Genomic DNA, 14151 nt, shown 5'->3' on the forward strand with positions numbered 1-14151 from the left:
CGTGCTGGCAAGGGGTTCCGTGGTCGAGTCCACAGGTTCCGATGGCTCAGCAGCGGTACCCGCGCCTGGGCCCGGGTGCGGCGCGAATCACTGAGGGACACCCACACCTACGGACCAGTCAACCGCAGCCAACAGGACAGGAACCAGCCGGCGGACGCAACTCCCGGTTGACCTCGGTCAACTCGGCCACCACCGCCTGACAGTCCGCGCATTCGCCGACGTGTGACGTGATCGGCCCGGCTCTTCTCGGCTCCAGTCCGTTGCGCAGCCACGCCCCCATCCGGGTCCGCGCCGCACGGCACCCCGGCACCCCGGTCTCGGGCACCTGAACCTGCAGGTAGGCCTTGCGCAGCCCTTCCCGCGCGCGGACCGCCAGCGCGGACACGGCGTTCGGGGTCAGGTCCAGCAGCGGCGCCAACGCACTCGGCGACTCGCCGTTGACCTCCAGGTGCCACAGCACCAACCGCCACCGCGCGGGCAGCGCGCGAAAGGCCAACCGCACCAACTGATGGCGCCAGTGTCGCAGGGCGATCTCGTCGCTGCCCGCGTGTGCCGGGCCCGGCAGTGGTTCCAGCACTCGGGCGTCGAGCCGGCGTTGGTCGTTCCACCGGTTGGTGGCCAGGTTGCGGATGGCGACTTGCAGGTAGGGGCGCAGGTTGTCCCGGGGACCACCACCGCCCCGGATGGCCGTCAGCACCCGGACGAACGCCTCGGACACCAGGTCCTGCTGGTCGGCGTGGTCGGCGGCGCACTGGCGGGCCGTGCGCTGGGCCGGCTCGGCGTAGCGCTGGTAGAGCGCGGCATACGCCCCGAGGTCGCCCTGGCGCACGGCGTCGATCAGCTCCTCGTCCGAGCTTCCCGTGCCTGGTGCTGTCACTGGCCTCTCCCCGTACGCGCTGCCACGCAGATAACCGATACACGAATGTACCCGATACATGAGCGTATCCGGTACTCCTCTGTACCTCTAAGCCGTGCGCGTATAGGCTCGGCACGCGACCTCCTCAGCTCCCGGACAGCGCGTGGACGGACGGGCCGCCCGCTGGGCGGGCCAGCGGGAACGCCGGCGCCGCGAGTTCGTCGAGGCGGCGCTGCGGGCGATCGCCCAGCACGGCGCCGAGGTGACCACCGAGCAGATCGCCGAGGCGGCCGGTGTCGCGCGCACCCAGGTCTACAAGCACTTCACCGGGGCGGACGACCTGCGCCGGTCGATCTCGGACCAGGCGGTCGAGCTGATCAACGCGACCCTGGCTCCACTGTGGAACCTCCAGGGCACGCCGATGGAGATGATCCGCAGCGCGGTCGGCTCACACGTCGCGTTCCTGGCCGACCACTACAACCTCTACTGGTACCTGAGCGTGCGTGGCTCCCAGGGCGCCATCACCGACGTCAAGACCGCTGTCGCGCGGCATCTCACCTTGCTGTTCGAGTTCTACCTCTCCGCGTTCGGCATCGACAAACGAGTCGCCGAGCCGCTCGGGTTCGGCGTGGTCGGGCTGGTCGACCTCAGCACCATCCGGTGGCTGGAGAACGCGAACGAGATGGACCAGTCCGAACTCGCCGACCTGCTCTCGACGTGGGTGTGGCGGATCGTCGACGACGTCCTGCGCAGCCACCAGGTCGTGCTCTCACCGGACGTCCCGCTGACGGCGGCCGGTCTCACGTTCACCGGCGAGTCGGGCGAGAACTGAGACAGGGACGACCAACCGGGGGCATCGGCTGATCGTCCCTGTGCTCCGCCAGTGGTCCGGACCCCGCACCCATGAGCATCACCGGAGGCGACGTCGATGACGCGGCGGGACGAACCCCGTTCGGTAAATCCCCCACATGAGGGATGTGTGACCCCTCAGAGGGAGCCGACGGTCATCCGCCACGCACGCAGCCAACGATCCTTGGTCACGTCCGCGATCGTGTACGGGTCTCCGGCCAGCAGCGCCTCGGCGGCGGCCTGGTCCTGCGCCCGGTAGATGATCAGGCCGCCGGACAGGTCGTCGTAGGGGCCGGCGGCGGCCAGCGAACCCTGCTCGGCGAGCGTGTTCAGGTACGCCAGGTGCTCCTCGCGGCGCGCCGCGCGCTGGTCGGTCTCGTTGTAGCCATAGGTCAGGATGAACAGGGCCATGCTCGTGTTTCTCCTAGTGGGCGGTGGTTTCCGGCAGGTTGTAGACACGGCGCGCGGTGGCGGCGAACACCGAGACACGCTCGGCCTCCGACAGCGACGCCAGGGCGACGCGCCACGCCCCGACGAGGTCGGGCATGGTGGTCCAGAGCTTCTCGACCGGGAAGTTCGTGCCGAACATCGCCCGCTCAGCGCCGAACCAGCCCACCGTCTCGGTGGCCACGAACGCGATGAACTCCGGGTCGAGCCGGCGCACGAACGTGCCCTGCCCGGTCAGCTTCACCACCACGTTCGGCAGGGCCGCCAGCGCGGCCATCCCGGTCCGCCACGGGCCGACGTCGGCGTCGTCGAGGCTGGTCAGCATGCCGGCGTGGACCAGGACAAAAGTAATGTCCGGGAAGGCGGCCACCAACTCGGCCGCGTGGGCCATCTGGCCGGGGAACACCTGGAGCTCGAACAGCCAGCCGAGGTCGGCCAGCGCCGCCAGGTTCTCCCGGAACACCGGGTCGGTCATCCGGTCGGGCGCCGAGGCGAAGCGGAACTCCTCCCGCTCGTGCCAGTGCAGTTGCAGGCGGGTGCCGCGCAGCACCGGCAGCCGGGCCTGCTCGCGCATGACCTCGACCGCGCCGGGGCTGAACAGGTCGGCCGAGCCGATCACCGCGGTCGGCCAGCCGGTGCGCTCGTGCAGGTCGGCCAGCCAGCGGACCTCGGCGAGCACCTGGTGCAGCGGCCAGTTCGCCTGCACGTACACCGACTGGGTGATGCCGCCGGAGCGGGCGTCGTCGATGTACTCCTCGATCAGGTAGTCCCGTTTGATCGGCTCGTACGGGCCGAAGATGCGCGGCACCATCGGCCCGGACAGCCACGGCATGTCCCGTGTGCGCCAGACGTGGTGGTGCGCGTCCACTATCTCCATGACGCTCCTCTCGTGAGCTGGTCGTGGGCGGTCACGAGATCGGTGACGCCGGCCAGCGCGTGCACGTGCGGCACGACCGCCGCCATGCCCCGGGTCAGCGGCCGGTAGTCCGGGTCGGCGGCCAGCGGGGACCACCACACGAGCCGGTGCCCCAGCAGCGCGAGACGCCGCACGGCGGTGGCCAGCGCGGTCGGGTCGCCGCGTTCGAGACCGTCGGAGAGCACCAGGACCAGCGCGTCGCGGGCCAGGCCCAGGTGGCGGGCGTTGTCCAGCAGCGCCAGCAGCGACGGGCCGATCCGGGTGCCGCCGCCGGAGTCGCGCACCACCGCCGCCAGCGCCGCCAGCGCGGTGTCGACCTCGCGGGCGCGCAGCGCGGGAGTGACGTGGGTGAGGGTGGTGCCGAAGGTGAAGACCTCGGCGCGGGCGCAGGTGTGGACCACGGTGTGCGCCAGGCGCAGGTAGTCGGCGCTGTGCCGGCGCATCGACCCGGAGACGTCGATGAGCACCAGCACCGGGCGTTGCCGGCGTGGGGGCCGGCGCCAGCGCAGCCGGACCACCTCGCCGCCGGTGCGCCAGGCGTCGCGGTGTACCCGGCGCACGTCGAGCCGGTCGCCCCGGCGGGCCGGGCGGCGGCGCCGGGACCGGATCGTCGGCACGGCAGCCGGGACGGCGTGGCGCAGCCGGGCCAGTAGTTGGTGCTGGTCGGGGGTGGTGGCGGCGAACGCCGGCTTTCTGTCCACTTCGGACCAACTGGCCCGGTGGCCGGTGCCGGCGGTCGCGACCAGGTCCGGTGGGGCACCGCCGCCGGGCTCGGTTCCGGCGTCGGGCTCCCCCGCGTCGTCGGGCTCGGTGAGCCGGACCGGCGGGGGCGCGGACCCGAACCAGTGGGCGAACACCGGGTCGAACACGCGAGCGTCGGTGACCGTGCCGGTCAGCGTGGCGCGGGCGATCCAGTACAGGTGGCGGGGGTCGCGTGGCGGCACGGCGGCCAGCGCGCGCAGGAAGTCGCGCTGGCGGGTGACCGGGACGTCCAGGCCGTGCTCGCGCAGGGAACGGAGGAAGCCGCGCAGGTGTCCGGCGGCCGGCGCGCTCACGGCGCGATCAGCTCGTCGAAGCCGGCGTGCACGGTCGCCAGGTCCTCCTCGTCCTTGACCAGCAGGCCCAGCGCGCGGCGCAGCGCCACCGGCCACGGGTCGCCGCCGCCGGCCAGCACCGCCGCGCCCCGCGCCCACTCCACCGACTCGGCGATCCCCGGCAGTTTGAGCAGGCCCAGCCGGCGGGCGCCGGACACCGCGCGGACCAGGACGTCGGCCGCGTCGGCCTCGATCTCCGGGACGTGCGCGCACACGATCGCCCGCTCCCGCTCGGGGTCCGGGAACGGGATCCAGTGGTAGAGACAGCGGCGGCGCAGCGCGTCGTGCAGCTCGCGGGTCCGGTTGGAGGTGAGCACGACCACCGGCGGCACGTCGGCGCGGACGGTGCCCAACTCCGGCACGGTGATCTGGAAGTCGCCGAGGAACTCCAGCAGGAACGCCTCGAACTCGCTGTCGGCGCGGTCCACCTCGTCCACCAGCAGCACCGCGCCGCCCGGGTGGCGCAGCGACCGCAGCAGCGGCCGTCGCAGCAGGAACTCCTCGGCGTACACGTCGCCGACGGCGGCACCGCCGGCCTCGGCCGCGCGCAACGCGAGCAACTGCTTGGGGTAGTCCCACTCGTAGAGCGCCTGCCCGGCGTCGAGGCCCTCGTAGCACTGCAACCGGACCAGCTCGCGGTCCAGCACCCGGGCGAGCACCGCCGCGATCTCGGTCTTGCCGACCCCCGGCTGGCCCTCCAGCAGCAGCGGCCGGCCCAGCACCAGCGCGAGGTGGACGGCGGTCAGCAGCCCGTCGTCGGCGAAGTACCGGTTGGCCCGCAGGCCCTGGGAGAGCGCTGCCTCATCCAGCATGCAGCTCGTCGATTCCACGCAGGACGCGCTCGGGGGTGAACGGCATGTGTTCCAGGCGGACGCCGCAGGCGTCGAAGATCGCGTTGGCGATGGCCGGGATGGGTGAGTTGGCGGTCATCTCGCCGATGCCCTTGGCGCCGAACGGGCCGGTGGCCGCCGGGCGTTCCAGCAGGACGCTGTGCTGCACCGGGATGTCACCCGCGCCCGGCATGAGGTACTCGGTGAAGTCGCGCGGGCCGTGGTCGCGGACCGGGTAGTACGGCTCGGTGGTCTCGAACAGCGCGTGCGAGATGCCCATCCACGCGCCGCCCTCGACCTGCTGGGTGGCCATCGCCGGGTTCAGCGCGCGGCCGACCTCGTAGACGCTGTACATCGCCAGCACCTCGACGATCCCGGTCTCGTCGTCCACCTCGACCTCGGCGACCGTGCAGGCGTGCGCCTGGCAGGAGTCGGGGTCCATCTCGCCGGTCTCCGGCACGACCTCGCTCTTGTCCTTCATGTACACGCCGCGCCCGGAGATGGTGCGGCCGTGGGTGAAGTGCGCGGCCATCGCCAGGTCGGTGATGTGGATCTTCCGCTGCTCGGAGCCCTTGAGCTTGACGTAGCCGGTGCCGTCGGTCTCCAGGTCGGCCGCGTCCACCTCCAGTTCCTCGGCGGCGACGTCCAGCAGGACCGCCCGCGCCTCGGTGGCGGCCATGATCACCGCGTTGCCGATGCGGTGGGTGCCCCGGCTGGCGAAGGTGCCCATGCAGTGCGGGCCGGTGTCGGTGTCGGCGGTGTCCACCAGGATGTTCTCGATCGGCAGGCCCAGGGTCTCGGCCGCGCACTGGGCGACCACGGTCTTGAGGCCCTGGCCGAGGTCGACCGAGGACAGCGAGATGACGAACGTGCCGGTGGTGGTCGCGTGGATCAGCGCCTGCGACGGGTCACCGCCCAGGTTCATGCCCGTCGGGTAGTTCACCGCGGCGTAGCCCCGCCCGAACAGCCGTGCCATGGTCAGCGTCCCTTCCGGTCGGTCGACGACATCGAGCGGTACGGCTCCGGCAGGTCGTGGCCGACCAGGTCGGCCGCCTTCTGGATGACCTCCACCAGCGCCGTGCCCTCGGCGAGCTTGCGGTGGGCCTTCATGTCGCCGTCGCGGTAGGCGTTGATCAGCCGCAGCCGCAACGGGTCCAGGTCCAGCGCGCGGGCGATCCGGTCCATCTGGGACTCCAGGGCGAAGTCGCCGATGGTGACGCCGAAGCCGCGCATGGCGCTGGAGGGCGTGCGGTTGGTGAACACGCAGTGGCAGTCGATCGACACGTTCGGGATGGCGTACGGGCCGGGGAAGTGCGCGGCGGCCTTGGTCGTGCCGTACGGGGTGTGCCGGGAGTAGGCGCCGGCGTCGATGTAGGCGCGGACCTGGCGGGCGAGGATCCGGCCGTCGGCGCTCACCCCGTCCTTGAGGTAGATCCGTTCGGCGGCGCGCGGCGAGGACACCTGCATCTCCTCGTACCGCCCGTAGACGAACTTCACCGGGCGGTGGGTGACCATCGCGGCCACGCACGCCACCGGCTCGACCACCACGTCGACCTTGCCGCCGAAGCCGCCGCCGACCGTGCCGCCGACGATGCGCAGTTTGTTGAACTCCGACTCCAGGATCAGCGCGGTGTTGTCCAGGGTGAAGAAGCAGGCCTGGGTGTCGGAGTGGATCCGCAGCCTTCCGTCGGGCTGGGGCACCACCACGCACCCGGTGGTCTCCACCGGCGCCTGTTCGATCGGCGAGGACTGGTAGCGCCACTCGAAGACGTGGTCGGCGGCGGCGAACGCCTTGTCCACGTCGCCGAAGCGGACCCGGCGGCAGTGGTGTCCCTCGTAGGTGAAGTAGTTGTTGCCCTGGTACTCGTTGACCAGCGGCGCGCCCTCGGCCAGTGCCTCCTCGACGTCGAACACCGCCGGCAGGTCGTCGTAGTCGACGGTGACCGCCGCCGCGCCGGCCAGCGCGGCCGCCTCGGTCTCGGCGACGACCGCGACGATCGGCTCGCCGAGGTAGCGGACCTTGTCCACGGCCAGTACCGGTTCGTCGTCGGGGGTGACGCCGATGAGCTTGAGCGGGGTGTAGAGGTTGTTCGGGATGTCCTGGTGGGTGAGCACCGCGACCACGCCGGGCACGGCCCGCGCGGCGGCGGTGTCGACGGTGACCAGCCGCGCGTGGTGGCGGGCCGAGCGGTGCATCTTCAGGTGCAGCAGGCCGGCGGGGCGCACGTCCTCGAAGAACTCGGTCCGCCCGGTCACGTGGCCCCGGGCGTCGGAGCGGGCGACCGGGGAGCCGACCACGGTGAACGAGCCGGCGCGCTCGCCGGCGAAGTAGGTGTCGTCGATCGGGGTCTGCCGGTGGGCCATCAGGCCGTCCTCCCCGCGCGGCGCCGGGCCGCGTCGAGTACGGCCGCCACGATCGGCTCGTAGCCGGTGCAGCGGCAGACGTTGCCGGAGATCGCCTCGACGACGTCCTGCCGGCTCGGCGACGGGTTGTCGGCCAGCAGCGCCTCGGCGGCCATGATCATTCCGGAGGTGCAGAACCCGCACTGGGTGGCGAACCCGTCGAGGAACGCGCTCTGCACCTCGTCGAGTTCGCCGCCGGCCGCGACACCCTCCAGGGTGCGGACGGCGGCGCCGTCGACGGTCTCGACCGGGACCAGGCAGGCCGGCACGGCCCGCTCGTCGAGCAGCACGACGCACGATCCGCAGGTGCCCTGTGCGCAGCCGCGCTTGGCGGCGGTCAGCCCGAGGGCGTCGCGCAGCGCGGCCAGCAGGGTGAGGCCTGGTGTGGCGATCAGCTCGTGGTCGGCGTCGTTGACGGTCAGGGTGACGATCCGGGATGGCATGGTCGGTGGCCTCTCAGTCCTCGCCGAGCAACGCGCGGCGGACGTGCACGGGCAGGACGCGGTCGCGGTACCAGGCCGAGGCGTAGGCGTCGTCGAGCGGTGTGACGCCCTGCCGCGCGGCCGAGGCGGCGGCCTCGACGGTCGGCCGGTCGAAGGGCTGGCCGAGCAGGACCCGCTCGGCGGCCGGGGCGCGGACCGGCCTCGGGGCGAGGCCGCCGAGCGCGATCCTGGCCTGGCGCACGACCCCGTCTCCCACGGCGACCACGGCCGCCACGGTGACGATCGCCGCCGAGTTGTGCCGGCGGCGCATGGCCTTGCGGTAGAACCACGTCCCACTGTCGGGGACGTCGAGGTGGACGGCCGTGAGGACCTCGGCCCCGCCGACGGTCAGCTCGGCCACCCCCACCTCGCGGACGCCGTCCGCGCCGAGGACCTCGACCCGCGCGTCGAGCGCGAGGAGTGCGACGGCGAGGTCGCCGTAGGGCTGGCCGACGACGAGGTTGCCGCCGACCGTGGCGAGGTTGCGCACCGGCGGGGAGGCGATCGAGCGGATCACCGGGAGCAGGAACGCCAGCGCGTCGTGTTCGCCGACGTCGGCGAGCGTGGCCGCCGCGCCGATCGAGGCCCGGCGGCCGTCGACGGTGATGTCGTCCAGGCCGGCGCGGCGCAGCGACACCAGCGAGTCGACCGGCACCGCCCCGGTGTTCACCCGGGGCATGACCACGGTTCCGCCGCCGACGAGCCATCCGCCGTTCCGCAGCAGGTCCGCCGCCTCGGCCGCCGAACCCGGCAGGTGCACATGAGACAGCACGAGGCCTCCCCGTTGAGCCGGACTGGATCGATTATCGATAATTGATAACCTGACGGAGACGGTACGTTTGGCCCGTCGACACCGTCAACCCTGAAGTGCGAACCCGTGTGAGAGTGCATGACCGAGACCCAGCCACTCCCCCGGCTCACCCTGAGCCGACAGATCCGTGACGGGCTCGTCCGGCGCATCGTGTCCGGCGAGCTGGAACCGGGCGAACGCCTCGTCGAGACCCGGATCGCCGAGAGCTACGGCACCAGCCAGGCCCCCGTGCGCGAGGCCCTGCGCGAGCTGGAGGCGATCGGCATGGTCGAGACCCGCCCCCGGCGCGGCACGTTCGTCCGCCACTTCATCCAGCAGACCCTGCGCGAGAGCTACGTCGTGCGGGCAGCGCTGGAGGAGGCGGCGACCCGACTGGCCCTGCCGGCCGGCACCCTGCCCGCCGACGCGCTGCGCGCCGACGTCGCCGCCATGCGCGAGGCCGCCGGGCGCGGCGACGTCGGGGCCGTGGGGACCGCGAGCGTGTCCTTCCACCGGCACATCGTCGACGCCGGACACAACGAGCTGCTCAAGCACGCGTGGGAGGCCTTGCAGATCGAGGCACGCACCTCGGTCACCCTGCTCGCCGTCGAGCCCGACCTCGGTGACGTCGCCGACGAGCACGCGGAACTGCTCGACGCGCTGCTCTCCAGTGACCTGGCCAAGGCCTGCCAGCTCACCCGCGACCACCAGTGGCACTACGCCGACCTGCCGCACGACGCCCACGGCCGGGCCCGCTAGCCACCGGTCAGTGACCGACCAGGTGCTCGGCGACGGTCAGGTCGTGCGGAAAGGTGATCTTGAAGTTGCGCTGCTCGCCCGGCACCCAGCGCACCGGCAGCCCCGAGTAGCGCTCCATGCAGGACGCGGTGTCGGTGCCGTCGAAGCCGTCGCGGGCGGCCTGCTCGTAGGCCGCGAGCAACGGCGCGGCCCGGAAACCCTGCGGGGTCTGCGCCCGGATCGCGTGCGCCAGCGCGCCGGAGAGCCGCCCGTCGGCGCCGACGGTGGCCAGGTCGTCGGCCGGCAGGCCGGGCATCGCGCCGCCGTGGTCGCGGGCCTCGCGCAGCACGGCGGTGATCAGCTCGTGGCTGACCAGCGGGCGGGCGGCGTCGTGCAGCAGGACCGCGTCGACCGTGCCGTCGGCGATCCGGGGGGCGAGGTGGCGCAGCGCGGCCAGCTCGGACTCCTGACGGGTGCCGCCCCCGTCGGCCAGCTCGACCTCGACCCCGGGCAGTTCGGCGGCCAGCGTCGTGGTCACCAGCTCGTGGTCGGCCGGGCGGGTCACCAGCAGCAGCACCCCCACCTCGGCGACCTCGGCGAAGGCACGCAGCGACCAGGAGATCAGCCGGCGGCCGGCCAGCGGCAGGTAGGCCTTGTTCATCCCGGCGCCCATCCGCACCCCGGAGCCGCCGGCCAGCACCACCCCCGCCGCGCTCACCGGACCGGCACCAGCATCCCGTGCCGCACCAGGTCCCTGACCAGCGGCAGCGCGGCGTCCCGGTCCAGCTCGCCGTAGGCGAGTTCCAGCAGGGCCAGCAGGTCCTCCAGCGGCAGCGCGCCCCGGCAGCCGGCCAGCAGCCGCGCGGTCGGCTCGTCGATCTCGTGCTGCCAGCCGGGGCCGTCGGTGCGGTGCAGGCGGCGCACCAGCGGCGTCCAGCCCTCGTCGTCGGGACCGGACACCTCCTCCAGGACGACCGTCGACGGCACGGTGAACCTGTGGTGCGGCAACGTTTCCCCGTGGGCGCGCAGCCAGGCCACGTTGTCCAGCCAGCGCGCGGCCTCCGGGCCGAGCGGGTCGTCGTAGGCGTGCCGCAGGTCCTCACAGACGACCTCGCGGCCCGCGTCACCGGTACGCCGCAGCGTCACGTAGCCGAAGCCGATGCCCTCGACGTCGTGCTCGGCGAACCAGTCCAGCCACGCCCCGGCCTTGGCCCGGCCCTCCGGCGAGCGCGGGTCGACCCCGGCGTCGCGCAGCCAGGTGCCGACGTAGAGGACCGGGTCGGCGATGTCGCGCTGGACGAACCAGGCGTCAAGGCCCCCGGCGGGCAGCCACGAGGTGACCCGGTCGGCCCAGTCCTCACCCTTGCGGTGCAGCCAGGACGCGAGCAGCTGGCCGACGCCGCCGTCGGTGAGGTGCTCGGGCATCCGGCGCACCACCAGTTCGCTGGCCTCGTCGCCGGACAGGCCGGAGTCGCGGTAGACGTAGTCGACCCTCGGCGGCCCGACGACGAACGGCGGGTTGCACACCACCTGGTCGAAGCGGCGGCCGGCGACCGGGTCGAACCACTCCCCCGCCGCGAGCTCCACAGCGAGTTCGTTGAGCCGGAAGGTGCCGGCGGCCAGGGCGAGCGCGCGCGGGGACAGGTCGGTGGCGGTGATCCGGCGGGCGTGCGTGCTCGCGTGCAGGGCCTGGACCCCGCAGCCGGTCCCGAGGTCGAGCAGGGTGTCGACCTCGCGGCGCGCGGTGGCCCTGGCGAGGCTGACCGACGCGTGGCCGACGCCGAGCACGTGGTCGGCCGGCACGGCGCCGCCGCGCAGGTCGGCGTCGAGGTCGGCGATCACCCACCAGTTGTCCTCGTAGGGGCGTACGTCCAGGCCGGCCCGGCCGTCCGGGGTGACCAGCTGGTTGGCGACCGCCTCGTCGAGGTCGACCGAGCCGAGCGCCGCGCCGACGGCGGGCAGCGGTTCGGTGTCGCCGAGCAGGAACAGCCGCACCAGGGTGCCGAGCGGGCCGGCGTCGCGGCTGGCCCGGCGCGCCGCCTCCGGCTCGCCCCGGCCGAGCGCGGCGTGGGCCGGCGGGCCGAGGAGGTCGACGACGCCGTCGGCGGTGTAACCGGCGGTCAGGAAGGCCTCGCGCAGGCGCGCGCACAGGTCGGCGGAGAGTTCTGGCTGCACGAACGGACATGCTCTCTCACCGGGTGTCCGACGGTGCCAGCGGGCCACGACCGCACCGACCGTAACCGCATCCCCCTGATCACGTTGCCTCTATAGTGCGCTGAGGGCACTGGGGTGCAGGAGGCCTGCTACATGACGTCACGAACTGACCTGCTTGAGGTATCAGTCGGCGGTGATCAATGACGAATTCGATCGTCACCTTCCGCAGCGGCGGAACGGTGGTCGGCGTCGGTTTCCTGGTGAGCGACCGGCACATCGTGACCAGCGCGCACGTGATCAACGCGGTTCTCGGGCACAACCAGTACCGCCAGACCGAACCGGCCGACACGGTCGTGATCGAGGTCGAGTTCGCCCAGGTGCAACCGGGACTGACCCGGCAGGCGACCGTGACGTGGTGGTCGCGCCCGCCGGCGCTGGGCGCGACGATGACCCATGCCGGCGACCTCGCCGGGCTGACCCTGCTCCCCGCGGAGACCCCGCCGGTGGGCGCCACCCCCCTCAAGCTGATGACCGGCCCGAAACCGAACTCCGGGGTCAAGGTCTTCGGCCACCAGCCCGGCGGGCAGGCCGACTGGACCAACGGCACGTTGCTCGGCGACGCCGGCCAGGGCCTGGTGGAGCTCAACCAGACCCTCAACGACACGCTGCGCGCCCGGCCGACCCACAGCGGCAGCCCGGTGGTCGACACCCGCACCGGCCGCGCCGTCGGCGTGGTCACCGCGATCGACCAGAACAACGGTTACGCGGTCGCCGCGGCCCACCTGCGCGAGCGGTGGCCGGAACCGTTCCGCAACGCCCCGCTGCGCCGGGGCGTGCGCTGGACCGTCGGGGCGGCGCTGGTGGCGGTGCTGGCACTCGTGGCGGTGTGGGCGTTGCGCCAGTTCCCCGGCGAGGCGGGCACCGCGCGGTCGGACTGTGTCGACCTGGACGTGCTGGTGTCCACCGAGAAGGACGAACTGCTCGTCGACCTCGCCAGGAAGTACAACGAGAGCGAGCACGACGGGCCCTGCGCCAGGGTCCGCGCCACCGGCCTCACCTCCGGCGTGGCGATGGACCTGATCGGCAAGGGCTGGCCGGCGGGCCAGGTCGACCGACTGCCGGCGCCCCAGGTGTGGCTGCCCACCTCGTCGATGTGGACCGGCATGCTGCGCGAGGGCGGCCACGGCGACCTGGTGGCCCAGGAGTTGGGCCCGGTCACCACCAGCGTCCTCGCGGTGGCGATGCCCGAGCACCTGGCGAAGGTGGTGCGCGCCGACGGCGAGGAGTTCAGCTGGGAACGGCTGCGCGAACTGGCCGGCCCGAACGGTGACTGGCAGGCCCTCGGCCATCCCGAGCTGGGACCGTTCACCCTGGGCCGCGACAACCCGAACTACTCGACCTCGGGCCTGGCCGCCTCCGTGGCGACCTACTTCGCGGCCGCCGACCGGCCGGCCGGGCCCACCGCCGAGGACCTGACCGACGGCGACGTCGTCCAGTTCGTCCGGGACATCGAGACCTCGGTGGTGCGCTACGGCGACGAGGCCACCACCTTCATGCGCAGCATCTACGACGACGACCAGCAGGGCGCGCGCACGTCGATCAGCGCGGTGTTGGTGCAGGAGCAGCTCGTCCACCTCTACAACCGGGGCGCTCCGCTCGGCGACCTCGACGCGGCGCAGGACCGCCCGAACGAACCGATGGTGGCTCTCCAACCAGAGGAGGGCACGGTCCAGCTGGACCACCCGTTCGTCGTGCTCTCCTCGGCCTCGCAGGAGCAGCGGGAGGCGGCGGTGGACTTCCGCGACTTCCTGGTCCAGGACGAGCAGCAGCGGCAGTTCGTCGAGTTGGGTTTCCGCGACCTCGGCCGGCCCGACCGGCCGACCGACGTGCTCGTCCGGGAGTCCGGGGTGCCGGCGGACTCGACGCAGACGTTCTTCGAGATCCCGGAACCGGAACTGGTCACGGCCATGCGGCAGGCCTGGGACGGCACCCGCCGCGCCGCACGGGTCCTGCTGGTGCTCGACGTGTCGGAGTCGATGCTCGGCGACGCCAACCCCGACGACGCGGCGACCGACACGAAGCTGGACCTGCTGCGCCCGGCGGCCAAACGCGGCCTGGAGCTGCTGGGCGACCAGGACGAGGTCGGCATCTGGACCTTCGCCGGCCCCGTGACCCGGGTCCTGGAGCTGTCCCCGGTCGGTGAGGTCCGCGGCCAGCTCGACGGGATCATCGACGACCTGCCGACAGCGAAGAACACCTCCCTGTACCGGGCGATCCGCGAGGCCAACCAGACCATGCTCGCCACGATCGACCGCAAGAAGATCAACGCCATCGTGGTGCTCAGCGACGGCGCACAGGTCCCCGAGGACGCGGCCGGTCTCCAGGCCCTGAAACGCGAGATCGACGCGCAGAACCTGGAGACCTCCGTCCGGGTGTTCACCATCCCCTACGGCACCAGCGACGAGCACCGCACGTTGTTGTCCGAGATCTCCGGGTTGTCCAAGGCCGTGTCCTACGACGCGACCAATCCCGACGACATCGACGAGGTGATGGTCTCGGTGTTCAGCAACTTCGGCTCCTGACCGACGCGGC

General features: G+C 72.5%; 14 protein-coding genes. 3 read left to right on the plus strand and 11 right to left on the minus strand.

The genetic code is table 11. The features are described from left to right. Positions 1–118: 118 nt before the first annotated feature. Positions 119–877: an RNA polymerase sigma factor gene (locus BLA60_RS08900; RefSeq protein ID WP_075132314.1), complete on the minus strand. Its 759-nt coding sequence runs from the start codon at positions 875–877 to the stop codon at positions 119–121. Between the two features lie 142 nt (positions 878–1019). On the opposite strand from BLA60_RS08900, the gene BLA60_RS08905 reads away from it, so the two are divergent. Next, positions 1020–1688 carry a TetR/AcrR family transcriptional regulator gene (locus tag BLA60_RS08905; protein WP_075132315.1) on the plus strand — a complete coding sequence of 223 codons (669 nt, stop codon included), beginning with the start codon at positions 1020–1022 and terminating at the stop codon, positions 1686–1688. A gap of 155 nt (positions 1689–1843) precedes the next feature. On the opposite strand, the gene BLA60_RS08910 is transcribed toward BLA60_RS08905, so the two are convergent. From BLA60_RS08910 to BLA60_RS08945, 8 genes are read right to left on the minus strand one after another with little or no spacing between them, the layout of a single operon-like run. After that, positions 1844–2116 (minus strand): YciI family protein, encoded by a 273-nt coding sequence (locus tag BLA60_RS08910; protein ID WP_075132316.1) that lies wholly within the window; start codon positions 2114–2116, stop codon positions 1844–1846. A 13-nt stretch (positions 2117–2129) separates the two neighbouring features. Beyond that, positions 2130–3029, minus strand: a complete 900-nt coding sequence (locus BLA60_RS08915) for an amidohydrolase family protein (RefSeq protein ID WP_075132317.1) — start codon at positions 3027–3029, stop codon at positions 2130–2132. Then, a complete protein-coding gene (locus tag BLA60_RS08920; protein WP_075132318.1) occupies positions 3020–4123 on the minus strand; it encodes a vWA domain-containing protein in 1104 nt (367 codons plus the stop codon). The genes BLA60_RS08915 and BLA60_RS08920 overlap by 10 nt, the downstream gene beginning before the upstream one ends. Beyond that, positions 4120–4974, minus strand: a complete 855-nt coding sequence (locus BLA60_RS08925; protein ID WP_075132319.1) for an AAA family ATPase — start codon at positions 4972–4974, stop codon at positions 4120–4122. The genes BLA60_RS08920 and BLA60_RS08925 overlap by 4 nt, the downstream gene beginning before the upstream one ends. Further along, entirely contained in the window at positions 4964–5968 is a 1005-nt protein-coding gene (locus tag BLA60_RS46160) for a xanthine dehydrogenase family protein molybdopterin-binding subunit (protein ID WP_075132320.1), read from the minus strand. The genes BLA60_RS08925 and BLA60_RS46160 overlap by 11 nt, the downstream gene beginning before the upstream one ends. 2 nt (positions 5969–5970) lie before the next feature. Next, a complete protein-coding gene (locus BLA60_RS46165) occupies positions 5971–7356 on the minus strand; it encodes a xanthine dehydrogenase family protein molybdopterin-binding subunit (RefSeq protein WP_075132321.1) in 1386 nt (461 codons plus the stop codon). Further along, the gene (locus BLA60_RS08940) at positions 7356–7838 is read right to left on the minus strand and encodes a (2Fe-2S)-binding protein (RefSeq protein ID WP_075132322.1); all 483 of its coding nucleotides are present in this window, start codon (positions 7836–7838) and stop codon (positions 7356–7358) included. The genes BLA60_RS46165 and BLA60_RS08940 overlap by 1 nt, the downstream gene beginning before the upstream one ends. A gap of 13 nt (positions 7839–7851) precedes the next feature. After that, positions 7852–8649, minus strand: a complete 798-nt coding sequence (locus tag BLA60_RS08945) for an FAD binding domain-containing protein (protein WP_084734767.1) — start codon at positions 8647–8649, stop codon at positions 7852–7854. Positions 8650–8766: 117 nt separating this feature from the next. Between BLA60_RS08945 and BLA60_RS08950 the strand changes: the two genes are divergently transcribed. Then, positions 8767–9426 carry a GntR family transcriptional regulator gene (locus BLA60_RS08950; RefSeq protein WP_075132323.1) on the plus strand — a complete coding sequence of 220 codons (660 nt, stop codon included), beginning with the start codon at positions 8767–8769 and terminating at the stop codon, positions 9424–9426. A 7-nt stretch (positions 9427–9433) separates the two neighbouring features. Here the strand turns inward: BLA60_RS08950 and BLA60_RS08955 are convergent, their stop codons facing one another. Next, a complete protein-coding gene (locus BLA60_RS08955) occupies positions 9434–10108 on the minus strand; it encodes an IspD/TarI family cytidylyltransferase (RefSeq protein ID WP_075132585.1) in 675 nt (224 codons plus the stop codon). Positions 10109–10119: 11 nt separating this feature from the next. Further along, positions 10120–11580, minus strand: a complete 1461-nt coding sequence (locus tag BLA60_RS08960) for a DUF7782 domain-containing protein (protein ID WP_075132324.1) — start codon at positions 11578–11580, stop codon at positions 10120–10122. A gap of 179 nt (positions 11581–11759) precedes the next feature. On the opposite strand from BLA60_RS08960, the gene BLA60_RS08970 reads away from it, so the two are divergent. Then, positions 11760–14141 carry a substrate-binding domain-containing protein gene (locus BLA60_RS08970; RefSeq protein ID WP_084734768.1) on the plus strand — a complete coding sequence of 794 codons (2382 nt, stop codon included), beginning with the start codon at positions 11760–11762 and terminating at the stop codon, positions 14139–14141. Positions 14142–14151: the final 10 nt, after the last annotated feature.

This window comes from Actinophytocola xinjiangensis (assembly GCF_001921215.1).
GTDB lineage: Bacteria > Actinomycetota > Actinomycetes > Mycobacteriales > Pseudonocardiaceae > Actinophytocola > Actinophytocola xinjiangensis.

Coding starts and splice junctions, on each gene's coding strand:
- BLA60_RS46165 (WP_075132321.1), bottom strand. CDS start 7,356: ATGGCCCACCGGCAGACCCCGATCGACGACACCTACTTCGCCGGCGAG.
- BLA60_RS08925 (WP_075132319.1), bottom strand. CDS start 4,974: ATGCTGGATGAGGCAGCGCTCTCCCAGGGCCTGCGGGCCAACCGGTAC.
- BLA60_RS08940 (WP_075132322.1), bottom strand. CDS start 7,838: ATGCCATCCCGGATCGTCACCCTGACCGTCAACGACGCCGACCACGAG.
- BLA60_RS08970 (WP_084734768.1), top strand. CDS start 11,760: ATGACGAATTCGATCGTCACCTTCCGCAGCGGCGGAACGGTGGTCGGC.
- BLA60_RS08950 (WP_075132323.1), top strand. CDS start 8,767: ATGACCGAGACCCAGCCACTCCCCCGGCTCACCCTGAGCCGACAGATC.
- BLA60_RS08910 (WP_075132316.1), bottom strand. CDS start 2,116: ATGGCCCTGTTCATCCTGACCTATGGCTACAACGAGACCGACCAGCGC.
- BLA60_RS46160 (WP_075132320.1), bottom strand. CDS start 5,968: ATGGCACGGCTGTTCGGGCGGGGCTACGCCGCGGTGAACTACCCGACG.
- BLA60_RS08915 (WP_075132317.1), bottom strand. CDS start 3,029: ATGGAGATAGTGGACGCGCACCACCACGTCTGGCGCACACGGGACATG.